Origin of the sequence: Stieleria mannarensis, assembly GCF_014154935.1 — a bacterium.
Classification (GTDB): Bacteria; Planctomycetota; Planctomycetia; order Pirellulales; family Pirellulaceae; genus Stieleria; species Stieleria mannarensis.
In genome coordinates this window covers 16,601-42,261 of the sequence record NZ_JACEHH010000020.1, presented here as the reverse complement: position 1 = coordinate 42,261, position 25,661 = coordinate 16,601, and the positions used below count along the sequence as shown (strand labels likewise).

General features: G+C 59.4%; 12 protein-coding genes. 5 read left to right on the top strand and 7 right to left on the bottom strand.

The window, feature by feature from the left end; all coding sequences use genetic code 11:
- Nucleotides 1–141: 141 nt before the first annotated feature.
- The 3 genes from H1B37_RS14900 to H1B37_RS14890 form a co-directional block, all read right to left on the bottom strand.
- On the bottom strand, nt 142–1,389 hold the full coding sequence (locus H1B37_RS14900; protein WP_182867529.1) for a PQQ-binding-like beta-propeller repeat protein: 1,248 nt from the start codon (nt 1,387–1,389) through the stop codon (nt 142–144).
- Nucleotides 1,390–1,610: 221 nt separating this feature from the next.
- Entirely contained in the window at nt 1,611–3,368 is a 1,758-nt protein-coding gene (locus tag H1B37_RS14895) for a divalent metal cation transporter (RefSeq protein ID WP_182867459.1), read from the bottom strand.
- Nucleotides 3,369–4,077: 709 nt separating this feature from the next.
- Nucleotides 4,078–5,145 (bottom strand): NAD(P)/FAD-dependent oxidoreductase, encoded by a 1,068-nt coding sequence (locus H1B37_RS14890; protein ID WP_353620846.1) that lies wholly within the window; start codon nt 5,143–5,145, stop codon nt 4,078–4,080.
- Between the two features lie 247 nt (nt 5,146–5,392).
- Here H1B37_RS14890 and H1B37_RS14885 point away from each other — a divergent pair, with 247 nt between their 5' ends.
- The 5 genes from H1B37_RS14885 (at nt 5,393) to H1B37_RS14865 (ending at nt 14,140) form a co-directional block, all read left to right on the top strand.
- Nucleotides 5,393–7,240, top strand: coding sequence for a carbon starvation CstA family protein (locus tag H1B37_RS14885; RefSeq protein ID WP_182867458.1), 1,848 nt, complete (start codon nt 5,393–5,395; stop codon nt 7,238–7,240).
- Nucleotides 7,241–7,611: 371 nt separating this feature from the next.
- A complete protein-coding gene (locus H1B37_RS14880; RefSeq protein WP_182867457.1) occupies nt 7,612–9,438 on the top strand; it encodes a sigma 54-interacting transcriptional regulator in 1,827 nt (608 codons plus the stop codon).
- A 214-nt stretch (nt 9,439–9,652) separates the two neighbouring features.
- Nucleotides 9,653–10,981 (top strand): glycosyltransferase, encoded by a 1,329-nt coding sequence (locus tag H1B37_RS14875; protein WP_182867456.1) that lies wholly within the window; start codon nt 9,653–9,655, stop codon nt 10,979–10,981.
- A gap of 244 nt (nt 10,982–11,225) precedes the next feature.
- The gene (locus H1B37_RS14870; protein WP_286177777.1) at nt 11,226–13,208 is read left to right on the top strand and encodes a TolC family protein; all 1,983 of its coding nucleotides are present in this window, start codon (nt 11,226–11,228) and stop codon (nt 13,206–13,208) included.
- A 140-nt stretch (nt 13,209–13,348) separates the two neighbouring features.
- On the top strand, nt 13,349–14,140 hold the full coding sequence (locus H1B37_RS14865) for a hypothetical protein (RefSeq protein ID WP_182867454.1): 792 nt from the start codon (nt 13,349–13,351) through the stop codon (nt 14,138–14,140).
- A gap of 116 nt (nt 14,141–14,256) precedes the next feature.
- Here the strand turns inward: H1B37_RS14865 and H1B37_RS14860 are convergent, their stop codons facing one another.
- The 4 genes from H1B37_RS14860 to H1B37_RS14845 all read right to left on the bottom strand — a co-directional run bounded on the left by H1B37_RS14860 (nt 14,257) and on the right by H1B37_RS14845 (nt 24,217).
- Nucleotides 14,257–17,601 (bottom strand): hypothetical protein, encoded by a 3,345-nt coding sequence (locus H1B37_RS14860; RefSeq protein ID WP_182867453.1) that lies wholly within the window; start codon nt 17,599–17,601, stop codon nt 14,257–14,259.
- Between the two features lie 251 nt (nt 17,602–17,852).
- The gene (locus H1B37_RS14855) at nt 17,853–22,199 is read right to left on the bottom strand and encodes a serine/threonine-protein kinase (protein WP_182867452.1); all 4,347 of its coding nucleotides are present in this window, start codon (nt 22,197–22,199) and stop codon (nt 17,853–17,855) included.
- A complete protein-coding gene (locus tag H1B37_RS14850) occupies nt 22,192–22,761 on the bottom strand; it encodes a sigma-70 family RNA polymerase sigma factor (RefSeq protein WP_182867451.1) in 570 nt (189 codons plus the stop codon). The genes H1B37_RS14855 and H1B37_RS14850 overlap by 8 nt, the downstream gene beginning before the upstream one ends.
- 301 nt (nt 22,762–23,062) lie before the next feature.
- Entirely contained in the window at nt 23,063–24,217 is a 1,155-nt protein-coding gene (locus H1B37_RS14845; protein WP_182867450.1) for a formylglycine-generating enzyme family protein, read from the bottom strand.
- Nucleotides 24,218–25,661 lie beyond the last annotated feature (1,444 nt).

Here is a 25,661-nt window from a genome sequence, read left to right as displayed (position 1 = left end):
AACTCCAAAATCTACCTACCTCCCCAACCAGCCGCCACGTCCTATTAAAGACGGTCGGAACGGGAGAGTAGGGGCAAAACGATGGACGGCAGAATGATACGGGGCAGAATGATGGGGTGCCGAGCGGCTGGTTTTGCCGCCTCAGTTTCCGATCTCGATGCAGGCGGCTTCTTCGGTGCTGCGGACGTAGATGCGTCCGTCGCTGTAGGCCGGTGTCGACCAGCACTTGCCGCTCAGCACGTCGGCTCGAGCTAGTTCACGGTAGGCATCGGGGCTGGCCGCCGCGATCACGACTTCACCGGCATCGGACAACACGACCAGCTTTTCGCCGACCAAGATGCAGTTGCCCGGGCCGAACCCGTATTCTTTCCACTTGATTTCCCCGGTCGCCAGTTCGACGCATTGCAGCGGCGCCCGGCCGTATTTTTTGAATTCAAAGATCCCGTACAGGTGTCCGTTGTGCACGATCGGGGTGCTCCAGTGATTCATCAGCTCGTTCGCCTTGAACCACACCTCGTCGACTTTGCCGCCACCTTGAATCTTGAACAACCCCGCACCGACGCCGTAGCCGGCAGAGCAATACACCAGGTTACCTTCGATGACCGGCGACGCGGCGGTGGAGACGCTGAATGGGAATTCGGTCCGCCAAAGCTCGCTGCCCGTCGCGGCATTGACTGCGACCAGACCCGATTGCACAAAGTAGACCAGTTGTTTTTTGCCGTTGATGGTCGCCAAGGATGGCGTCGCGTGGGTGATGGTTTCATCACCGCTTTTCCAGATCAGCTGGCCATCGTTCTTGTTGAAGGCAAGGAAACTTTGTCCCGCGCCGCCACCGCTGACGTACACGGCGTCGCCATCGACCAGCGGGCTCGATGCGTTCAGCCACTTGATGTTGCGGCCGGCGAAGTCGTTGATGATGTCTTGTTTCCAAACCAAGCTTCCGGTTTCGGCATCGACACAGCGGAGCACCATGTAGGAGTCATAGACGTAGACGTTGCCCTCGGAGACCGAGGGGGTCGACCGGGGACCGTCGCCGCCCTTGTTGCCTGCCGCACCCGCGTTTCCGCCGCCCTGTTCGTATTCGCTGCTGCCCATCGGCAGTCGCCACAGCTCATCACCCGAGGTCGCATCGAGTGCCAACAGCACCTCCGATCCGTCGGTCGCGATCACGGTGAACAGTCGACCCTCGGCGACGGCAAAGGAGCTGAAGCCCAACGGGGTTTGGGTCTTCCAAACGACGTTCGGTCCGTTGCTCCAGTCCGCCCTGCCGATCGACTCGGCCGATTTCCCATCGGCAGCAACCCCACGGTACTGGGGCCAGTCTTCGGCGAAACTGACAGAAGAAGCAAGGGTGAAGCAGGCAGCCGCAAAGAGGACGACGTTTTTCATTTTCACTCTGGAATTCGCAGGTGGGACCAAACAGGCGGGATGTTGACCCGCCCAGAATAATCGATGTGATCCGTTTCCGAAAGGAAGCGGCGTCGCTTGCCGCCGCCATCATCGTGAATCGCCGTGCGAATGTAGCTGTCTTCGCCAGAAGGTGGATTCGCGGCGTTTTCCACGCTCTGGCGAGCGTGGCTACGTCCTTCTGGCGACTGCCCAGCCTGAGTTTACCCCGCGACAGCTTCGCCACGTTTCTTCACAAAACCGATGACGACCGCGATCCCGTAGACCACGATCAACCCGATGATCACGGGGAAGGATTTCGGATCGTTGGCTTTTTCGCTGATCGCCGAAACGGCCGCCACGGTGGCCCCGATGACCGCAAACAGCATCAGGACGTTCCAGGCCACCATGCGTCCCCCGGTCGGTTTTTCCGCTCCGAGAATTCGTTTGTTGTTCATCATCAGGAAAAAGGTCACGTAGGCGATCGGCAACAGCATCATCCCGAACGTGCTGGCAAAAATGGCCAGCCAGAACTTCGCTTCGCCGTCCCACAGGTACCACCAGGTCGCTCCGCTGAGTCCTGCGACCAGACACCCAATCACAAACGGAACCGCGCCGTCGGGTTGCCCCATCATCTCACGGAACGCATAGCCGTTGATCAACATCAAGATCACGATGGTCGAGAATCCCATTCCGAACACGCCGAGTCCGAAGACCAGATTGGAGAGCGATTGCCCCAGCAGCGGTTCCAGCGTGCCGGACAATTGAAACGCGTTTCGCTTGACCAGCGACAATGCCACACGTTTCTCTTCGACGCTCAGGGCCGCAACACGTTCTAGCTTTTCGTCCATCGACATCGACTCGGCCGCTTCGGCGCCCAATTCATGGTCCACGCGTCCCAACAGGATCGGTTCGACACCGTTGTAATAGGGACTTTGTTGCATGGTGGCCAAATCGTTGCTGGCCAAGGAATCGTCGATCTTGTTGTGCAGCGAAAATGCCGATGCGATCACGACGCAACTGGTCACGACCACGTAAGGAATCGCCATGCCGGTCGACAAATCGAATCGGGCCAAGCCGCGGAACGGTTTGTCCCAGCCCCGTGCGAGCATGGAATACGGCAGCAGAAATGTCATGTTGATCCCCACCGCGGTGGCCGCCGCGGCGATCATCACCGACCGCTGTGTGGAAACCAGTTGGCTGGTCCAATAGGTTTGTTCGGTTTGCCCCAGCGAGGCGACGACGGACGTCATTTCACCGGCGGGATTGTTCCACTGTGACAGATCGGGAATGAATCCGGCCAGGATGCCGCCAAATTCCAGTTCTCCGTTGATCGCCAGCAGCGCCACGACACCGAAGAAACAGATCACGACCATGCCGACCAGCGACTTGAGCACGATGTCAAATAGCTTGGCCGCCCGACCCTGTTTGGTGTTGAGCAACACGACGAATCCGGCGGCGAGAAACAAGACGATCGTGACGATGATCTTGGTGCTGGTCGCATCGCCGAGCCCACCACCGCCGGCAAGGTTGGCCAAATTCTTGTCGATCGCGTCGTAACAAAGGCTAAACTGCGGCATGCACCAGATGATGTTGGCCATCGCCGTGGCAATGATCCATCCCCAGCCCAGCGCCGGATTGATCTCGCTGTTGATCGCTTCAAACGGCCGCCGCCCGGTCGACAAGGTCACGTAGCTGATCGCCGAGAGCATGATCACGCCCATCGTGATCGCCAGCAGTTGCAACCAGAGCATGCTGGTCCCGCCCAGGACCCCCAAAAACAGCGCGCCGGCCAAGGAGCCGCCGCCCAGCGTGATCGCCGCCTGCAACCATCCCGGACCGGACAAACGCACATAGGTCGAAAGCGTTTTGCCGCTCTCCTGTGCGTCGAGCAACAGTTTGCGGTCGGCGAGCACTTTCTCGCTGACTTGGGGAGTGGACGCAGCCGGGGCGTCGGAAACGGGGCTTGGTTGATCGGTCATCGATGAGGCGACTACAGAGAATGAGGCGGGAGGGGGGATTCACCCGCGGAATATAGCCGAAGATGGGGCCGATGTGTGAGGTGGATCCCGTCCAAATCAACTCAGACACTCCTGTCAAAAATAGCTCCCCTCTCTCCAAAACAGATCGCGCGAAAGAGATTGATCACAGAGTCACGTTGACCGCGATCTGTTTTGGGGAGAGGGGCCGGGGTGGCCTGATGAAAATCAACGGAACTTGGAAGGTTGGGTAGGTTCAGGGACGTTCAACGATTCTGCTGGATCCCTCGATTGCAAATTGTTCATTGCAAAATTTAAATTTGCCGGGAATCGTCGCTCAAATCATTTTGCAATTTGCAGTGTTCATTTTGCAATTTGCAATCATTGTCGGTTCACCAGTATCAGACGCCACTCAATTTTCATCAGGCCAGGCCGGGGGTGGGATAGTGAAAACTGAGCCGATGGCACTAGCCGCGGGCGCCGCGCTATCCGTTACTTTAGCTATAAGGCCCGAGGCTAGCGCCTACGGCTCACTCAATACTGACTCGCTGGAGCTCGCCAGTTTTTCGGGGGAGAGTGGAGCCAGGATCGTTTAAACAGTGTCACAACTGTTCGAGTTCACAGAGTTTTACATCGACTCCCAAGACTGCCTGCGGAATCATGCAAGCAACCGCGACGGCCCGGAAGGGACCGTCGTACTTGGAGAGATGGGCTATTCCAGTTCGACCAGGTAGCGTTCGGCGTCCAGGGCAGCCATGCAACCAGTTCCGGCCGACGTGATCGCTTGGCGATAGTAGTCGTCAGCGACGTCGCCGGCGGCGAACACGCCGTCGACCGAGGTGTTCGTGCGGAACGACTTGGTCCAGCGGATGTAGCCGCTGTCGTTCATATCGACCGCTCCCTCCAAGAACGATGTGTTGGGGGTGTGCCCGATCGCGACGAACATGCCGCCGACTTTCAAGTCACGTTGTGAATCGTCGACGGTGCTTTTGACACGCAGGTTATTGACCAGGTTGCCGTCACCCTGGACTTCCTCGACGACCGTGTTCCACTGGATGTCGATGTTGGGGTGATTGATCGCGCGTTCCTGCATGACCTTGCTGGCCCGCATTTCGTCGCGTCTGACCAGCAAGTAAATCGTGTCGGCGCCTTTCAAGTTGGCCAGATAGGTGGCTTCTTCGACCGCGGAGTCACCGCCGCCGACGACCGCCAGCGGCTTGCTGCGGTAGATCGGCAGGGCCCCGTCACAGACCGCACAGGCGCTGACGCCCTTGTTCTTGTACTCCTCTTCGCTGGGCAGCCCCAGGTAATTTGCCCGGGCGCCGGTGGCGATGATCACCGTGTGGGCCTGGACCGTCGCGCCGCCGCTGGTGGTCAACTTTTTCACCGGCCCGCTGAAATCCACGCTGACGATGTCTTCGCCGACCACGCGGGTCCCGAAATTGAGCGCCTGCTGCTTCATCAATTCCATCAGTTCGACGCCCTGGACTGCATAGTGCGGCTTTCCGTCGCGCTCGTGGCCTTGGGGGACCGGCGGCAAGTTCCAATGGCGGTCCTTGTCCACGGCCGATTCGACGAATGCGCGGATGTCACCGGCGGGGAAACCGGCAAAGTTTTCCACTTCGGTCGTGAACGCTAATTGCCCCAGCGGGATCATCTCCGGTTTGACGGTCCCTTCGTAGACGACCGGATTCAGGTTCGCCCGAGCGGCATAGATGGCGGCGGACCAGCCGGCAGGTCCGCTGCCGATGATGATGGTTTTTTCGATCTCGTTGCTCACCGTGTGAGAACTCCTGCAGAGATGGTTCGTGCGAATGGGTTGGGGATTATAGGACCACGTCAGCGGCTGTTCCATGGTACGGGCCATGGTACGGGCCGCGACCGGGGCTGCAATCGCCCCGGTGTGGGTGCAATTGACGGTATCGGGAAACGACAAACCGTCGCCGATCGGTTAGACTCGGCGGATTCGATTGAAATTGCCCTCGCGGGCCTTATCCCGCCATCCTTCCCCCCTGACGCATCCCCCCATGAGCACTCTTGTTGTCGCCGTCTTGTCGATGGTCGGATTTGTCGTTGCCTACAACACGTACGGCCGCTGGTTGGCCAAGCGGCTGTTCGGGCTGAGCGACGACGCGACGATGCCGAGCGAGGAATGCCGCGACGACGTGGACTTTGTCCCGACGCGGAAATCAATCGTTTTCGGCCACCATTTCACCAGTATCGCCGGCACGGGACCGATCGTCGGACCGGCACTGGCGGTGTTTTGGGGCTGGTTGCCGGCGCTGTTGTGGGTCGTTTTCGGATCCATCCTGATCGGGGGAGTCCATGATCTGGCCGCCCTGGTGATCTCGATCCGCAATAAAGGCCAAACGATCGGGCAAGCCGCCGGCCGGTTGATTTCACCCCGCGCCAAAGTTCTGTTCCTGATCGTGCTCTCGCTCGCACTGTCGATCGTCCTGGCGGTGTTCGGATTGGTGATCGCCAGCATCTTTGCAATTTATCCCGAATCGGTGCTGAGCGTTTGGATCGCGATGCCGATTGCGGTCATCATCGGATTGCGCTATCGCAGCGGCGGCGGGTTGGTGATTCCCAGCCTGGTCGGATTGGCGGTGCTGTACGTCGCCGTCTACTTGGGCGCGTATCACCTGCCGATCGACCTGACGCCCTACCTGCCCAGCGACAGCCTGTTCTGGACGCCGACGGTTGTCTGGACCATCGCGCTGTTGATCTATGCCTTCATCGCCTCGGTCTTGCCGGTTTGGTTGCTGTTGCAGCCGCGCGACTACATCAACAGTTTGCAGCTGTTCGTGGCGTTGGCGTTGTTGTTGGGCGGCTTGGGGCTGGCGTCGTTGACCGGACAAGCCCAATTGACCGATTCGGCACCGATGATTGCCAGCGAAGTCCCCGCCGATGCGCCCAGCATGTTTCCGTTTCTGTTCATCACGATCGCCTGTGGAGCCTGCAGCGGGTTTCACTGTTTGGTCAGCAGCGGAACGACCAGTAAACAACTCGAAAAAGCCAGCGACGCCCAGGCGGTCGGGTACGGCAGCATGCTGCTGGAAGGCATGTTGGCGGTGTTGGTGATCCTCGCTTGCTCGGCCGGCGTGGGCATGGGGCCGCTCAATCGCAGCGTGACGATGACCGGTGATGCGGGACGGTCGGTGGTCACGATCGAGCGTGCCGACGTTTCCGGCAATCAGGCCTGGCGGGAATACTATCGAACCGGGGCGGACGGAGAGCCCGATGCGGGTTGGAAAAAGCAAAACCTGGCCAAGAAGCTGCGGGCGTTTGTCGACGGCGGGGCGAACTTTTTGTCCGCACTCGGGTTACCGCTGCGGCTGGCGATCGCGGTCATGGCGGTCCTGGTCGCCTGTTTTGCCGCCACGACGCTGGACACCGCCACTCGGCTGCAACGCTACGTGATCAGCGAACTGGCGCTTTCGGCCGGTGCCAAACCGCTGGCCAATAAGTACGTGGCGACCGGAATCGCCGTCGCGGTCGGATTGACCATCGCCGTGTTCGCCGGCGAAAGCCCCGGCAAAGGCGGCTTGGTCCTGTGGCCCTTGTTCGGAGCCACCAACCAGTTGCTGGCCGGACTGGCGCTGATGGTCGCATTGATCTTCTTGGCCCGCCGCAGCAAACCGCTGGCATCGATCATGATCCCGATGTTCATCATGCTGTTGATGCCGGCCTGGGCGATCACCTACGATCTGTTTTACAACTGGCTGCCCGCGGGCAACGTCGTGTTGACGACCTTCGGATTTTCGATCCTGGCACTGCAGGTTTGGATGGTCGTCGAAGGCGTGATGGTCTGGGGACGCTGCCGGGGTGTACTGGAAGCACCCGCCGAGACCGCGGCGGGGTCCAGCGGCTGATCGACGGGCCGGTCGCTTGGATGCCTGCTGCTTGGCTACCCATTTAGGCACACTCTCTGTCAAAGGGTATGCGGTTTTTAAGTCGTTGATCCTCGAGGGTTTTCGCAAATCTCTCTGGCGGCCTGTACCACCACCAGAAGGTGATTGATTGCCCACGGATAGCAGCGCGAACCCGCGGATCCCCGACCGCGCAACATCCGTGGGTTCGCGCCCCCCCATGAACCCAACTATCCAACGGGAGCGCAGCACCAGGACTCTCATCTCTCTAGTCTTAAAATGAGATTCTGGCTATGATGGCGGGGGTAGCCGGGCGGGAAGGCGAAGATCGCTTTCGGCCGGTTGCCAATGTTGCCCCACGACGTGAATGAATCATGGTCGCGTACCTTGCGGTTGAAACCGGGCCCGAGAAGGGCCGCCATTACCCGTTGGACCCGCAACGACCGATGCACGTCGGTCGCGGATCGAGCTGCGAAATCATGCTGTCCGATCCGGTCTGCAGCCGGTTTCACGCGGTCGTGTTCTACGAGGATGATCGCTGGCAGGTCCGTGACACGGGCAGCCGCAATGGGACGTTGGTCAACGGCCAAAAGATCGATTCGGCGCAAATCGCCGATCAATGTGTGCTGACGATCGGCGGAACGGAAATGCGTTTCATCGATCCGTCTTCCGACAGTGCCGAGTTGGACGACGCGTTCCAGACGATCGTTCAAGACGTCTCGTTGATCGACACCCGTTCGACCGACGACCCGATGCGTGATGTCGCCCACGCCGGCTATCTGTTTGACCTGTACCTGCTGAGCCTTTCGATGCTGCGGCTGGAGAACCCGGACGAAGTGATCGATTCGGTGCTGAAATTGCTCCGCGACCGGACCAGCGCCGATGCGGTCGGACTGTCCTTTGACGGCGGTGACGGTCGCCAACGCCCGCACAAGGTCGAACCGAGTGACGAAGTCGACAAGGTCAAAGTCAGCCGTGGCATCCTCCGCCGCGTCGTCGGTGGTGGGGAAGCCATCTGGGTCAACGACAAACGCTCCTCGGACGAGGAGTTGCAAGAAAAACTGCCGGCAAAGTCGGTTTGGTCCGATGCGATCTACGTCCCGCTGGACACCAACGAAGCGAACATTGGGATCCTGCATCTCTACCGCAACCGGCCGTCGTTCAACGAAATCGACTTCGAACTGGCGATCGCGGCGGCGAGGTTGTTGGCCGTCGGTTTGGACCGCGCCCTGCAGCACGATCAATTGCGTGTCGAGGCCAAACAGATTGCCAAACGAAACGCCGACACCGATGAATTGATCGGCGAAAGCCCCGTGATGCTGCGACTGAAAGAAAAGATCACCCGTGTCGCGGCGGCCAACGGATGTGTCTTGGTTCGCGGGGAAAGCGGCTGTGGCAAGGAACTGGTCGCCCGTGCCGTCCATCGCAGCAGCAAGCGGTCTAAACGCCCGATGTTGACCGTCAACTGCGCCGCGATTCCGTCCGAGTTGATTGAAAGCCAACTGTTCGGACACAAGAAAGGCTCCTTCACCGGTGCCGATAGCGACCACGAGGGTTGGTTCCAACAAGCCCATACCGGCACGCTGTTTCTCGATGAGATCGGCGAGTTGACGTTGGAGGGGCAAGCCAAGTTGTTGCGAATTCTCGAAGGTCATCCATTCTTGCCGGTCGGCGGAACCCAGGAAGTCCACGTCGATGTCCGCGTGATCGCCGCGACCAACCGCGACTTGGCCGAGTTCGTCCGCGAGAAACGGTTCCGCGAAGACCTGTTCTATCGTTTAACCGTGTTCGAACTGTTGCTGCCGCCGCTGCGAGAACGGGGCGACGACTTGGACTTGCTGATCGACTATTTCCTCGAACACTTCCGCATGCAGCACGGCCGTGCCAAGCTGAAACTTTCCAAAGCGGCACGCGACCGAATGCGGCAATACATGTGGCCCGGTAATGTTCGGCAACTGCGAAATGTCATCGACAGCGCAATCGTGATGGCCGACGGTGATGAAATCCAACCCGACGATCTCGGTTTGCGCGATGCCGGCATCAGTCGACTGGACACGTTTCGAATCGACGAGTGGGAAAAGCGATTGATCACCAAGGCACTCGAACGGACCGGCGGCAGCGTTCCCGAAGCCGCCAAGTTGCTGGGGATTAGCCGCGCCACCGCCTACCGGAAACTCACCGAATACGAAATCGATCGCTAGTGCCAAATGCGTTTACGACTTCACTCTCCCTTTGGGAGGGTCGCGGAGGAGTGTACGACGACGCGGGGAGGGTCGGTTGTGGCTCGGAATCACTCAAATACCACCAATCGACCCTCCCCTCGCTGCGCTCGACCCTCCCTTCCAGGGAGGGTTCATTCTTAACTTGATGCGTATGCCCCTCGCTGCGCTCGACCCTCCTGCCAGGAGGGTTCATTTGAAAAACCGCACGACCTCGTTGCCAGGCCGACCGATCACCCAAACATTTTCATCCGAGTTGAACACCTCGTCCGATCGCCCCTTGGCCATCCTTTCGGCGCCCGGTTCCCGAGGCGATGTCAACCCGATGCTTGCGATCGGCGTGCAGCTCCGTCGACGCGGGTACGACGTTGCGATCTCGTTGGCCCAGCCCTATGCGGAACTGGCCGAAGCGGCGGGCCTGCAGCCATATTCTTTGATCGACCGGCAACAGTTCGATGACATGCTGGCCGACCCCGCGGTCTGGACGCTGCTGCGTGGGATGCGAAAAGTGATCGGCGGGATCGCCGCAGAGTTTCTCCGCCCCCATTTCGATCTGATCCGATCGCTACATCGTCCGGGGCGAACCATCCTGGTGGCCCACCCGCTGGACTTTTCCTCGCGGATCTTTCGCGATCTGGATCCGACGACTCCGCTGGTGGACGTGCATCTGGCACCGGTGATGTTGCGAACCCCCGAGCAACCGGCGCGATTAACGCCCTGGCGCTTCGAACCGACGCGGCATCTGCGAACGTTTCGATTGGCTTATTGGTTGGGCGACAAAGTGATCTTGGACCCGCTGCTTGCCGGGCCGATCAATCGAATTCGACGCGAGCACGGACTCCGGCCGGTCCGCCGCATCATGCACCGCTGGTGGCTGTCGCCGGATCGCGTCCTGGCGTGTTATCCGGACTGGTTCGCTCCATCGACCGTCGGTGTGCTGCCGCAACTTCGACACGTCGGGTTTCCGTTGTCGGACGGGCCGCCGCGTGATGGGGGCGACGAACTCGCCGATCCGCCGACCGATCGCCCGATCGTGTTCACCGCCGGGTCGGCCAACTGGCACACGCACCAGTTCTTTCGCCAAGCCTGCGATGCATGCGTGAAACTGGGCCGACCGGGATTGTTGCTGAGCGGCGATCCGAGTTGTTTTCCGTCGCAGTTGCCCGACAACGTACGCACCTCGGGCTATATGCCGCTGGGAAAACTGTTGCCGCATTGCGGCGGGATCGTGCACCACGGCGGGATCGGCACGACGTCGCAAGCCCTGCGCGCCGGAATCCCACAGATCATCCGCCCGCTGGCGTTCGACCAGTTCGACAATGCCGAGCGAGTGGCGACGCTCGGCGGTGGAGTTTGCTTGCAAAACGATCGTGACCTTGCAGGCACGTTGGCAATTGTTCTACAGGATTCCCTGTTGTCGGCTTCGTTGCGAACGCTCGGCGCAAGATTTGGGGGGCCGCCCGGCCCACAGCTTGCCGCGGACGAAATCGACACTGTTATGACCAGCAGAACCGTTCTGGTTTGACATCGGTTGTCGGAGTTTGCCGGTTGTGTCGATGGCCCGGCGTGATTTCAGGGTCGGGTTGTTCCAGTTTTGCCGTGCGGATGGTCGATAGGACAAACACCAATTCGACCCGATGGCGGGCTCGTCCGGATTATTTCAGGCATCGCCGGCCACTCGCCATCCTACGCGGCAGACATTGATGACCAGATCCACCACGCGTTCCACGACTAGCAAACGTCGACTTCTGCGAAATCTCGTGACGGCGATGACCATCGCGACCACGCTACCGGCAAGCGTCGGCTGCCACGTCTGGGATCGAATCGGGCCCGGGCCGCACGACACGACGGCGTCCTATCATCGCGGCGTGGGGATGTCGATTGAGTATCCTGAGGTGGCCGAATGTGCCACCGCGGTGACGATCGCCGCCGATGCCGCCGAAGCGCCGCACTCGCTGGAAGACCCCTCGAAACTTCCCGCGTTGGAACTGTCACTGCAAGAAGCCGTTTCGATGGCGATGCGGGACAGCCCGGTGATCCGGTCATTGGGGGCCAGTGTCACCAACGCCGCGACGGCGCAAACGGTCTTTGACCCCGGTCAAGTCGCCTCGTCGGCCCAGGGAGTCGAAGCGGCGTTGTCCGCTTTTGACGCACAATACAGCAATTCATTGAGCTGGTTCGGTACGGACGCCCCGCGAAACGTTCTGATCAACCCTTTCACCCAGGTCTTCCAGCGACAAGTCGACGAAGGGACATCGGCGGCGTACGACAGCGAACTCACCAAGAAGACCGCCTTGGGTTCCCGATTTACAATCCGCCACTCTGTCGACTACACCCGCAACAACAACCCCAACCGTGAATTCTCCAGTGACTTCGTCGGCTGGGTCGAAGCGGAGTGGCGACAGCCGATTCTTCGCGGGGCGGGACTGCAATACAACCGGATCGTCGGATCCAGCCAGGTACCGGGCGTTTACAACGGTGTCTTGATCGCGCGGATCAACGAAGACGTCGCGCTTGCCGATTTCGAAAACGCCATCGTCGGTTTGGTCGCCGATGTCGAACAAGCGTACTGGGATCTTTCCACCGCCTATCGCTTGCTCGAAGCCAATATCAAAGGGCGTGAGTCGGCGCTGCGAACCTACCAGTACCAGAAGGTCCGCTTGGACGTCGGTGCCGGACGCCAGGACGAAGAAGCGCAAGCGCAATCGCAGTACTATCAATTCGAAGCCAGCGTTCAGAATCAGTTGGGCGGACCGACCGGGTTGTACGCCTCCGAACAGAAACTCCGCTACCTGCTCGGCATGCCGGCCTCCGATGGCAAGCTGATCAAACCGACCACTGACCCCGTCGATTCGAAAGTCGTCTTCGACTGGAACTCAACCCTGTCGCAAGCCCTTCAGCGTCGCGTCGAAATCCGGCGGCAACGATTCTTAGTGAAGCAGCGTGAGTTTGAACTCTACGCCTCGCGGCTGAACAAGCGACCGCAACTCGACTTCGTCGGACTGTATCGCTACCGCGGCTTGGGCGACAACCTGCTCGGCGACATCGACGACGGACGCTTCGACGGCCTCAGTTCCTCCATCCTCAACGGTGAGTTCCAAGAATGGCAAGCCGGTGTCGAATTCACACTTCCGGTCGGTCTCCGACAGGCCAGTGCCGCGGTCGCCAATGCAAATTTGCAACTGCAGCGTGAACGTGCCGTCTTGGCCGAAACCGAGTTGAGGATCAGCCACGATCTTTCCGATGCCGCGCGGAACGTCGAATTGACTCATCAGCTGGTCGAAACCAATTACAACCGTTACCAGGCCGACCTGCGTCAAGTCGACGTGTTGGTGCGTCGTTACCTGGATGGTACCGACAACATCAACTTCTTGCTGCAAGCCCAACGGTCGGTTGTGCAAAGCGAAGTCGCGTTCTACCAAGCCTTGGCCGATTACAACCTTGCCATCCGCGACCTGCACCGCGAAAAGGGATCGTTGTTGGCCTATAACCAGGTCCAACTCGCCGAGGGCGCGTGGGGAGCCGGTGCACAACGTGATGCCTATGAGAAAGGTTTATTCCTGACGCCGCGCCGCGATCCGTCCGAAGTGACGATGACCCCGCCGGTGACGCGCCGCTCCTTCGATCCGTCCCAAATCCAATCCAGCGGCGGCGGGTTGATCATGCAAGACGCTGCGGTCGTTCCCGACCAGCAGTTCGTGCCCGCCGACGCACCGACGCCGACCCTCGATGAATTGGAATTGAGCGAATAGTCCGCCGCCCCACCCGGCGTTCCCGTAGCGGAACTCGCCAAGAGTTTCGCTACCCGCGGAGACAAAACGGTTGCAAGTTCAGACGTATTGTCTTATTCTGGGGTCGTTGACACAACGATCCCTCGATGCAGGCAACGACGATGCGTCCACTTCTCTTGGCAGCGGCGGTTTGTGTTTCGGTTTTCATCGGATCGGCTGGTTCGGCCCAGGAGGCCGACAATGCGGCGGCATTCGCAACGCTGGCCGATCAAATCGCCCGCGAATACTCGATCTCCGCCGACGGCGAGTCGCTTCAGTTGCACGAGGAAGCCGTGCTGACTTGGACGAATCCATTGGTCGGAGAGATCTACGGCGGCGTCTACATCTGGACGCATCACGGCCGCCCGCTTGCGATCGCGTCGTTCTACAAATGGTATCGGCCGTTCACCCACAGCAGCCACGAATTCCAGTCGTTGGCCGGCGGGCCGATCACGGCGACACGTCCGGGACAGAAAAACTGGCAAACTTCGGCACCCGGCGTGACTTGGAACCCCATTCCCGACGCACCGCCGCCGGGCCAAACCGCTGCACAACGCATGGTCCAGATGCGGGGGCTGGCAAAGCGTTTCGATTTTGAAATGACGGAGAAAGACGGCACGCAAACCCGTCTGCGGCTGTTATCCCAACCGCTGCTCCGCTACCAAAGTCAAGCTGCCGACGTGATCGACGGCGGGCTGTTCGCGCTGGCCAAAGCCACCGACCCGGAGGCGCTGTTGCTGATTGAGGCACGCGGTCAGACCGGTCAACCGCAATGGCGTTACGCCATCGCACGGTCCAATTTCCTGGCCATGCGAGCCCGGTACAATCAGCAAGAAATCTGGGACGTCCCGCGTCTGACTTCCGCAGAAATCTACTCTGCCACCGGCCCGTACGCGAAGTATCAATTCGAATGACGATGGAAGGTTGGATGTAACCATCTGGCAGGGCGTTGGTGTCTACACACTTGGGCCCGCAATCGAGTGTTTCGACAATTCTACGAATTGGGATCAACTGGCGATTGATGACGCGGTCACTGCGAAGCAACCTTCACCTGATCCACACCGACTCGATCCGCTCGGACCGTCAAATCGACCTTGGCGTGCAACGTGTTTTGGTCCAGATCGAAGCGCAGGTCCATCGCGCGGAGCCAATCCAGGAACGGGAACTTCCACGTTTGGGGAGTTTGATTTATTTGGTACAGACTTGGTTCATTCCAGGCGGTGCCGACGCAATCGGCGCGCCCGGCGACTGACTCCATTTGATACGCGCCGCCCAGCGGGCAAGCGATCTTGGCGTTCAACAGGTTCTCAATGACCTCTTGTGATTCCGGTGTCGGCAGGTCCAGCCAATCGGTGAGGTCGGCCAGAAACCGCGCGTTTTGATAGGAAGTCCGGCGCGTTGAAAGGTACGTGTACGCTTGGATGTACGGTTCGATTTTCGCCCCGGAAAGCGGTCGCATCCGCAGTCGAACTTTGGGCGGGTTGGCAATGTTTTCAAGTGAAATACCGCGAAACACGTCGTCGCGCAGGTCCGGCTGCATCGCGACGGTCGTCAAATCATCACGGCTTTCGATCATCTTCAAATACTTCGCCGCGGAGGCTCCTCCGGGAGGCAGATTGGCAATGCCCCAGGCAAAGTAATAGAACAGTTGCCCGGTGGGAGGCGATCCGAAGGGCAGCGCCGCGGTCGACCAGGGCAGCAGTGAACGGGGCGGCGGAGGTGGCGAGCGAGGCGTCGCGCGCTCTGGCAACGGCTGGCCGTTGAGCAGCACCGAAGCGAGCATCCGCAGAATCTCGGTGCTCGGCGGCGAGATCACACCAAACGATCGAAGCTTGGCAAACGTTGTGTCTTGCTCTTGGTCAAGTAGCCTGACGTGCCCATCGTTCATTTCGAAGGCAACCTGATCGTCGCGCAGCCCGATATAAAGCAGATGCGCTGGGCCGCCGCGTCCGATCCTGACCGCCGTGTCGACACTCAACAGGTCGCGGTCATCCGCCGCGAATCGACGTTGTTTGGGATCGGCCAGATGACGTTCCAGCAGCGCATATTTCTGCCGCGCGTACGGGGTGATGATGATTTCGATACCGAGGCGGCGCATTCCCAGGGCAGCGTTTTCTTTTTCGGTGAAGACGATGGTCACCGGATCGACGCGACGCCACTCTCGGTTGTACTGGCGCACAAAGCCTCGGTAGGCGATCACTTCACTGCGCGTCGCCTTGTCGATCGGGACGTCCGGAATGGGAAGGAATGCCCCCGGGACGCCGCGAAGTGAGTCTCGAAAGCGATCGTCCACCAGGATCGGTCGACTGCCATCGGCGCGATCGCCAAATCCTCGCGGCAGCAGTTTCGCTTTGACCAGTCCGTCGATCGAGGCCTTATCAATGCCCTCCGATTTCGCCAACAGCTTCGCCAACTGGAATTGCTGAAGCTCCCGCGCCGCACGCGACCGGCGGGTCAGTTCGATGCGGTAGTGCGGACTGACCAGGTTTTGGAAAAATGGATCGGAGAGGTAAAGGAAGGCAAATTGATGTCCGGCGGAATCGGCTTTGCGCCGGGCGTAGCGATACTCACGCAACGCCCCCAACGACCGGTCGCCGCGTCCGGCTTGGAAAAAGCGTTCCAGCAGAGATTGCGAGTTCGTGACCAGATGGTAGTTCCCGTCGATCGCGTAGAAGGAACGCACCCGGTTGTCGTCGGTCGAAAGCAGCGACACGCGGTGATTGGCGACGTTCAGCAGACGTTCGGAGATTTCGGAGAACGTTCCGAGCATCTGCTGCCGCTGTCGCTTGATTGCATCGGCGAGCTTAAAACTGTCGGTTGCTTCAAAGACAACGCCCAGTGCCGCGCCGTCGCGGAAAAGTGGATCACAACCGATCAGGGCCATGTCAGAAACCAGTGGATCGAAGTCGCCCGATGCGGTCTGCTCCGGCGACAAGGCGAGTTGAAACTCCACCTTGTCCCGAGTTCGTCGCACCACTGACCTCGAGTCGACCACATCGCTGAGGCTGCCGCCCCATCCGGTCAGGAACTGACGCAGTCTTTGGTAATTGTCCAAACTTCCCGTCCGCAGATAGAAACATTCTTGGGGGACATGCATCGCCATCGGTTCGATCACGATGTCAGGAAACGGGGGAATCACCACGCTCGTCATCCGCGGTTTGGGCGGTACGCGCTGGTCGGCAATTTCGGCACGCGTGGATTCACGCAGCGTCACATCCTCCTGCATAGCCAATTTGACGGATTCCATCCCGAACAACATTCCGACGGCGCGTTCGAATTGTGCTTCCAACCCACTCGCTTCTTGATCGGTGTCGTTTTGCGGCACCGGCCATGGACTCGCCAATCCGTAGCGTCTGGCCAGCACCGCGGCCAATGTTCTGCGGAGTTGTTTTTGGTCGCTGCCGAGTTCTTCGGGGACTTTCGAAAATGATTTCCACCATCGACGTTTCAGCGATGCCAGCGGCAACACTTGGCCGATCAGATTGACATCCACTCGCTCAACCAGCACCGAGTCGCGGGTCATCAACTTGACTTCCAGCGGCGCTTGACCATTGACCAAGAACGCCGCCTCGATGCGTTCGACTTCAAACGGCAAGCGCTGCGACGACGACTGGTAGCTGACGTCAAAGGCGGCGTATTTCGCACGACCTTGTTTTTCGACCAAAAACAAGGGTTGGTCCGGAAACAAGATCGGCCCATGTCCTTCGGCATAAACCAGTTCAATCACGACGGCTCCGGCCGGTGTCCCCTGTTGTGCCTGGACAATGACGTCCTGTAACTGGACTTCGACCGGCCCCTGATCCAACAAGTCTCGCTGGTCGCCCCCTTGATCGACGTCGGGATCCGGCGGAGACGGTTTTCGTGATTGGTCGTTTGAATCGACAACCGCCGCGGGCTTTAAACGCGGCTGGGGCGTCGTCCGGGGATCTCTGCTCAAACGTACCGCAAGTTCGTCCAACAGCAACTGATGCAGGTCGGCCCCGGTCAACTCGAGCTGCTTGACGAGCGCCGCGGTTGGTTGCTCGCCACGTGCCAACGCCGCCAAGTCCGCATCGCTCAGTTCACGAATCAATGCGGCGGGGCCCTCGGGCGATGTTGATTCTGACGTCGGTCGTGGCGAATCCGTGACGTCGATTTCGGCGTCGAGAAGGTCGACCGATCGTGGCGGTTCGATCGGTCCGTGGGAGGTGTCCGCTTCGCCCTGGACGGAATCGGCCTCAATCGATTTCTGTGACGGTTTGTCGGACGTTTCGGCTCGCTCATCGGCACTCAATGGAAGCGTCGACAGGGCCATCAGCATGATCGCCGAGGCCACGGTCACGCCGCTGAGCAATAAATCTTGTGCAATCGAGTCTCGCAAACAAATGCGTTTCATGGTTTTCGGCCGAAAACGGGGAAGACGGCGTGCTTCCGATGGTTGCGAAAAACTCCTGATTCGAACGGCAGGGAGACAAGCCATGGGGAAAACCGTAACCGCTGGTGTGCAAGCTTTCGCCGCCCGATATCGCTGTGAAGCAGCGACGGGGAATCGCCGAAAGGCTAGACACCAACATCTGCCCGTGCCCGTTGCTCCTGATTGAACGTGCCGCAGTTCATTAGACAGTAAGGCTGTACCGATCGAGCGGACTAATTTTGAAGCGTTGTCGGTTTTTCCCAAACGACAGCAGCGACGGGGGCTCGGTCGCGGGAAGCGGTCATCGAGACGCAACGTGGCCGATATCCACTGCGCAGCATTTCCGCGCCGACCAACTGAACGGTGCGAGGCGATTCGCCAAAGATCAGCCGCGTTTGGATGCCCGGTTCGTCGCCACGCCAGACACCGGAGTAAAAATTTTCGTTTCCTTCACGTGACCGCGACACCTTGAACGATCGGCAGGGATAACGGTCCATCCGGGCCCGCCTGATTTCGTTGGACATCTGGTCCCTTGAATTGGCGTAGGCGAACCATGGTTCTAGCGCCGGCAGATCGAATTGTTCCCACAGTTCACAGAAACGAAGTTGGTTGTCGGCATCGTAATAACATTGTCGCAGGATGGGTTCGTAGTCATCCATCTTGTCGTAAAAGGTTTTATTGGATTGCTGACCGGTCTGGCTCAGGACCAACGACTGAGTTGCGGTGCCCGTTTGGTCATTTCGCCAGAGTCCGAAAAACCGCGCGGACGCTTCCGAGCGATCGTCGACGTAACCGCCGACATCGACCAGATGGTATCCCCAACCGGTCATCTCTTGCTGCCTTTGGTTCAGTTCTTCCGCGCTCATGTCCAGTTCCCAAACCACATCGAACTGACCGGCTTGCCAACCGGCAGAGATGACCATCTGGCCGTCATTGCAGACCGGTGAAATCGATGACAGGCCGTACCCGGCGCGGGTGAGTTGGTTTGCCAAGGGGGCGAAGCGGACGGCAGGAATCCCCAGTGCGAATGCCCCATGCGGGCTCGCCCCGCCATGCCACTGGGCCATCGCTTCAAAAATCGATTCATCCAGCGAACCGTCGACGGGTGTCTCGTCTGCCTTTGAAGTCTTCTGCCGCGTTTCGATTCCCCAGGTTGCCAGATACTTTTTCGCTTGAAGTTCATCGGTCAACATGCCACTGTCGGACTGCCACACCTGCTTCGAAATCTGGGGCACGGCAGCGGCGTTGACTTTATCGCCGCCGGGCAATTCGAATCGATCCACCCCGGATGGAAGGCCGGCATAGGCCAGTTGTTCCGAAATGCGTGCGAGATCCCAAATCGCGACGCTGCCGTCGGTCAGCCCGATTGCCAGACGGTACCCCGTCGGATCCCAAGTGATCGAGTTGATCGAAGCGTGCTCGTCTGCCAGATCGAACATCATCGAACGTGTCTTCAGATCCAACAAACGCACGTTTCTGTGACTGGCCTGGACCGCCACAATCTCGCTGGAGGGGGCGATCGCGATGACAGGGGAACTCAAGCGGCCGAGTTCAGCGATTGCTTGGTCTTCTGATTGCTGATTTTCCAGATCCCATTGCACCAGCGCCCCACTGGCGGAAACAGCCAACACCGTGTGATCCGACGTGGAAGTGACCAGATTGCTGGAAAACATCCGCGTGGCAATCGTCCGTGGGGTGGAGTTGGGATCGGACACATCAATCCATCCGAATAGCAATCTGGCATTGACCGCGATGTACTTCGACGAGCGGTCAAAGATGATGGATTGGCCGAAGGTCGACGCTCGCCGCGTTAACGAAAGTTTAGCCACCGCTCCTTTGACGCGTTGAATCTGCCAAAGATAGATCCCGTCGGGGCCACAGGACGCAAACCATTTTCCATCGGGGCTGAAGTCGATGTCGTTGAACGCCGGACCGTTTCGATTGAGCTTTAACACGGGGGTCAGGTTGCCGTCGTCTCCGTCTTGCCAAACAGAAAGTGATCGAGAGGTGGCGGCGGCAACCAGCGATCCATCGACGGAAAACTTGATCGACTTGACCGGTTCGCCGAGTGTCAGTTGCGACCTTACCAAAGCCGCTTTGGAATCCCAGAATCTTACGCTTCCATCTTGGCTGCCCGTTGCCAACACGTCGGCGGTGGGGTGAAACGCGACGCAACCGACCGGTTGTTGGTGCCCCAACAAGACAATGCGTTCGGGAGTATCGGCCAGATTCCAAATCCGCAGTCGTTCGGCGCCGGACGAAAACACGCGTGTCCCGCCGGGGCTGAAACCTGCGGAACCGAACGGCAAAGCACCGGGATGCGATAACGTCGCGATCAACCGTTGTGTCCGCAAATTCCATAAATGCACGGCCCCGACTTCGGTCACGGTGATCAGCCGCGTGGCATCGGCGCTGACCGCCAAACTGAAAATCGGGTCGGTCTGAATCACGGACCATTGCGAAAAATCGTCACTGCGGTAGGTTGCAAACCCCTGGTCCGATCCGACCACCAGGAACTGTCCGTCAGTCGAGAAGCGGACATTGGGGATCCCTGCTCCCGGAGCACGGATCCGGTCGACCAACTCGCCCGTCACGGTGTCCCAGATGAAGACGGATTCGGGCGCATCGGCGGCCGCCACGTAGCGTCGATCCGGGCTGATCGCGGTGGTCAGAAAGCCGTGCGAGCGGTACAGAAAATCATAGCCTTCCGGAGGCTTCAGGCTGCCGATCGGTTGACCATCGGAAAGTCCGACCAGCCGGATCTGAAACCGATCGATCAGTGCGATCCGATCTCCCGCGACGTCAAGGTCCATATAGTGACTGGAATACGCCGCCGGAATTTCCCATTGTCGAGTCCAAGTGTCATCCTGTTGTTGGTCCCAACGTTCCAGCGTGTCTTTATCGACCATCAGAATCGTCGTGCCACCGTTGGCCATGGCCATCGCGAGAATTTTCCTTCCGATCCGAAACACGCGTGACTGTTCACTTCCGTCGGTGACGTTCCGCACCACGACGTCACCGCCGGCGACCGCGACCGCGATCCGTTGGTCGTCTAAAAACGTTGCCGCACCGGACGATTGGGCCAGCGCCGGGCCCTCAACGGTCGTCGGCTGATTTCCGATGAAGTCTCCGAAGCACAAAATCGCTTCTTGTCGAATCCGCCCCTCGTCTTTTTGGACGCCTTCTAGACGAAATGCCGCCTGCAGCAGTGAGAGGACCCGCCCGCGATAACCACTCTGCCGCGCGCGACGCGTCGCTTCGGCCTCACGCATGTAGGACGCATACAGGTTTTGCTTCGCCTGGGCGGTCGCCTCCACCGCCTCGGCTCGCCGGTGCTCGGCGATCTGCCACCAAAAACCGACGGAGACCAAACCGGTCAGCAGGGCGACCACCAGCAGCGTTACTAAGGTCGCGACCTCGGGGCGTCGCTTGCACCACTTCCAACCCCGAGCCGACCAACTCACCGGCTTGGCCTTGATCGCGTGCCCGTCGAGATAACGCCGCAAATCGTCGCCCAGGTCGGAGGCGCTGCGATACCTGGATTCGGGCGACTTCTGGAGGCACTTCAAACAGATGGTCTCCAGATCCTTTGGCACGGCCGGGTTCAATAGCCCGGGGCGGACGGGGTCTTTCTCGATGACTTGACGGATCGTTTCAACCGTCGACTCGGCGACAAACGGCGCTCGACCGACCAGACTCGTGTAGAGGATCGCGCCGAGTGAATAGACGTCGCTCGGGACACCGATTCGACCGTGTTCGGCCGCCGCCTGCTCGGGGGCCATGAAGCGTGGCGTCCCAAGGATTTGTCCCGAGTGCGTGATCTCTCCCCGGTCAGCGTCGCCTTCGAAAAGCTGCTTGGACAGGCCGAAATCCGTGATGTGCGGCTGCCCTTCCGCATCCAGCAGCACGTTGGCCGGTTTCAGGTCGCGATGTAGCACGCCTCGCTGGTGCGCAAAATGAATCGCGTCGGCCAGCGTGGCAACCAGTTCGGCGGCGCGACGTGGCGGCAAAGGGGCTTCATGTAAGGTCTGGGCCAGACTCTCCCCTTCGATGAAATCCATCGTGAAGTAGTGATGACCGTCATGTTTGCCGATCTCATGCACGCTCACGATATGTGGATGCTTCAGCCCCGCGGCCGACCGCGCTTCGCGATAAAACCGCTCCACCTGGGCATCGGTGGCCAGCCGACCGCTCAGAATCATCTTCAACGCGACCGTTCGGCGAAGCGATTCTTGGCGTGCTTTGAAAACGATGCCCATCCCGCCGCGAGCCACCTCGCTGAGAACGCGATACTCGCCGATGTAGCGAATCGGGACGCGGGGATCCAAGGGCGATCGCTTGAGCGGCGTGGCTTGCGTGGCGTCGATCGCGTCGTCGGATGTCACCTCGCGGTCCTCGACCGCTTGGTCGAATTGATCCAGGTCTGCAAAGAACGAATGAAGCTCTTGCTCGAACTCTTGGTGCCGGTCGATGAAGACCTGTCGCGGGATCGATTCTCCGTTTTCGATCGACCGGTAGTATTCATGGACGATGCGATCAAAGGCCTCTTCGCGATCGGGGCTGTCGTTCGCTTCAGCCATGGTGTTCCGCCGCGTTCAATTTGATTCGAAGCTTCTTCAACCCGCGGCGAAGCAGGCCCGCGACCGCTTCGGAGGAACGGTCGATGTGCGTTGCGATATCGGCGACCTTCCAGCCGTGAACGTGTTTGAGCATCACCGCGGTGTATTCATCCTCCAGCAGCGTCGCCATGGCGTCGGCAAGCTGCTCGGCACGTTCCTGGCGAATCATCGATTGGCTGGGCGACGTCTGCTCGGCCGGCAGCTCGCCGACGATCCGGATCGCGGATTCCTGCAACTGTTGATCGATCGAGCGTTCCAGGCGAATGTCGCGCTTTTTCGCTTGGTACTTCTTCGCCAGATTGATCAACGTGTGCGTCAAGATCGTTTTCAGCCAGCCTCGCAGTTCAGCCTCCGTGGATCCTCGAAACCCGTCCAGATCCTGGTGTGCCCGCAGCAGCGTCGACTGGATGACATCGGAAACGTCCTCCTTGGACCGCAAACGCGGGTTCAGCTGCATGTCCGCTAGCACTCTCAGGTACCGACGATACTGCTCCAGATTCGGTGTTTCGTCGCGTCGTGTCACGTCATCGGGCCCGATTGCGGAGGACTCTTGGGACGGGGGCCTATCAGGAGGCTGGTATCAAAAGTGCGACGCCAGTGGCATCAAGTGAAGAGGTGGAACCATCAATCCTGTCATTCACCCTCCCTCTGGGAGGGTCGCGGAGGAGTGAGCGACGACGCGGGGAGGGTTCGCTGCGGCTCGGAAGCACTCAAACACCACGAATCAACCCTCCCCTCGCTACGCTCGACCCTCCCTTTTAGGGAGGGTAAATTCTAAATATCACACATTTCCCAAGACAACTTTTCCGATGCATTGGAGCGCTTTATTTTTCCAAATTTGGCGAGTCGATCCGCCGCGTGGTCGGCCGCGGCGGCGTCACTCGGCCCAGGCTGCCGCGACCATCTTGCAACCGTGATTGCACGTCTTCGGCCAGCTGCTGGCTGTCGGCATCCCAGTAGGCCTGTTTCTGGGCGTCGGTCATCGGATCAAGCGGCGAGATGATGCGAAACCCTGTCGTGCGGCTCGCTTCGGACGTCATCCACCACGAACTGCGTGGGAAATCTGGATCTTCGTCCCACCAGGCTTCGGTCGTGCGAACGATCGATTCCGCCGTGCACTCGGCAGCGGAGCTGTCACGATCGCCGCCGCACGCGACATGCCCTTCGCGCAAGCCCGTGACCGCCGTGTCTTCGATCACCAACTCGGCAACATTGCCGTGGACGTCATAGAGCCCCCAAACGTTCGGCTTCTTCGTGCCCACGCGCAGCGATAATGAATCGTCCGAGGTGTTCGCCAGGTAGACGGCAAATTCGCCCAACCGCGTCGCATCGTCTCCGAAACAGTAGCGTGAATCACTGCCGGCCAGGCAGGCGTGCTGCCACTCGCTCCGCAGCGGCAGCCGATAGGTTTGTCCGGTCAGCAACGTCAGGTACTTGGTGTACTGCCGCGCGGCAAATTGGCTGACCGTCGGCACCGGGGAATCCGGCGCGTCGGAGTATTCGAAGTTGTAGTCGGGGTCATAAACATCGGTCGGCCCCGTCACCGCATCGACATCGGTCGGCGAATTCGCTTGATTGATTCCTTCCAGTGCGTCCTTCTTTTGCCGGTAGTACAGCTGACGATAAGGCAGGTACTGCTCCATCGTGATCTCGTACTTGCCGATCCAGAACGGGCCAAAAGAAACCTGTTGCGCTGTACCTGCCGGCGGTTCGGTCGTCAGCGGCTTGCCATATTCGTCGACCTGCTCCATCGATGGCGGGGGCTGAATCGTCACCGTCCCACCGGGGACCGGCACCATTTCGATCACGACATTCGATCCGGGGATCGGCTGATCGTACGCGACCATGAACCCCTGCGCCGTCTCCACAAACCGCCCCTCAGCCGGCCGTTCCGGCACCAAACGCGTTTCCGGCCCACCGGCAAAGGTGCAGGAAGCGAACAGGGCCACCGTCAATGCAACGCGAGTCGACAAATTCATCACGAACTCTCCTTCTTGACGCCCACCGGATCCCTTCGACGTTTCACTTGGCACGGTGCTCCAGCTGGGCCACACAGAGTTCAAGCCCTCCAACTAGGCTCTGCCTGAAAACGATCAGGCCATGGCAATTCGTCGTGAAAAGGGGGCGGGGGTGAATGGAATGGGGATAAGCGTTGGTGTCTAGCCATTAGGCGATTCCGCCAAGGTAAGGCCAGACGCTGGCGCGAACCGGCTGACGTCAAACGAATATCAGCCGTTTGGCGCGAGCCTACGTACGGGCCCTCCCCAGAGAAAACGACACTTAAATTTGCGGTATTGGGCTAAAGCCTGCACACCAGCACTGATGCTCGCCCCGCCTGCGCTCACGCCGACTTTTCAAACAGAGCCTAACTGGACAGCGCCACTTTGCTCAAGAAACACCGTGAATCGCGGGTCGAACGTAGCTACCTTCGCCAGAAGGTGGATCCCCGGGGTTTTCCACGCTCTGGCGAGCGTAGCTACGCCAAAGTGGCGCTGTCCAGCTAAGTGGTTGCATTTTATCGCGTGCTCACAACGATCGCAATCGAGTGCACATTCGCAAAGGATGGGTCATCCACTTCGACGGATCTATCCTCCGCCACCCCCTGGACAAATCGGCACGGAATCCTGTGTCCGCCGGTTGACTCATAGGGCTTGAAAAAGTTGTCCACGAATCACACGAATTGCACGAATAACAAATTTGCCGGGGACAGACCCCGGCGGTTTCTCATTCCCGCTGGCATCTCAAATCACCGCTGCTTGACAAACGCCGCGCGAACCCCCATGCCAACACTATCCCACTAGCACACTAGCACACTAAGCGTCGCGAGCTAATGGTCCGTTTGGATGAGTGCCTATCTCTCAAGACAATCAAGAGCGAACAATGCGGTAGGTAAGAACTGAATTCATTCGGGATTCCGCTAAATAGGCTCCTCGGTAGGTTAGACATGCGCACGATATTTCTTTATCAATCGGCGTTACTCTGTTGTTTCAGTGTGGCAACACTTAAAGCATCAGACGTACCGGAAGAAGCCGTTCAAAGCGGGTGATCGATTCTTAGCCGTGCTGAAACAGGCACGATTGAGGTTTCGTTCACTTCGTGGCTCAACGGCAAGCTGACCTGCGAAAACTGTTCACGCTTGACTCAGAGAGATGGCGAAAAACTCGTCACGGCAGGAGGTCATTCTCGTATCGCGGGGAAACTGACAGAAACCCCAGCAAGAGTGAGGATTCGGACGGGGGCCGCATTCTACGGCCTGGAAAAAGCGGGGGACGCCTCCGATTGGAGTCTCGTCTACGCTGAGCCTAGCGAAGACGTCTCAGAAGCGTTGATGACGGAAATGGCGACGAGCGCGTACCGTTTGTGTGATTCGATCTTTGTCGGCAATTCAGATTTGGCCACGATGTATGATCAGCCGGCCAGTTA

Bases quoted from the DNA above. Each gene is read 5' to 3' on its own strand.
- H1B37_RS14900 (WP_182867529.1), bottom strand. From the start codon at position 1,389: ATGAAAAACGTCGTCCTCTTTGCGGCTGCCTGCTTCACCCTTGCTTCT.
- H1B37_RS14895 (WP_182867459.1), bottom strand. From the start codon at position 3,368: ATGACCGATCAACCAAGCCCCGTTTCCGACGCCCCGGCTGCGTCCACT.
- H1B37_RS14885 (WP_182867458.1), top strand. From the start codon at position 5,393: ATGAGCACTCTTGTTGTCGCCGTCTTGTCGATGGTCGGATTTGTCGTT.
- H1B37_RS14880 (WP_182867457.1), top strand. From the start codon at position 7,612: ATGGTCGCGTACCTTGCGGTTGAAACCGGGCCCGAGAAGGGCCGCCAT.
- H1B37_RS14870 (WP_286177777.1), top strand. From the start codon at position 11,226: ATGACCATCGCGACCACGCTACCGGCAAGCGTCGGCTGCCACGTCTGG.
- H1B37_RS14865 (WP_182867454.1), top strand. From the start codon at position 13,349: ATGCGTCCACTTCTCTTGGCAGCGGCGGTTTGTGTTTCGGTTTTCATC.
- H1B37_RS14860 (WP_182867453.1), bottom strand. From the start codon at position 17,601: ATGAAACGCATTTGTTTGCGAGACTCGATTGCACAAGATTTATTGCTC.
- H1B37_RS14855 (WP_182867452.1), bottom strand. From the start codon at position 22,199: ATGGCTGAAGCGAACGACAGCCCCGATCGCGAAGAGGCCTTTGATCGC.
- H1B37_RS14845 (WP_182867450.1), bottom strand. From the start codon at position 24,217: ATGAATTTGTCGACTCGCGTTGCATTGACGGTGGCCCTGTTCGCTTCC.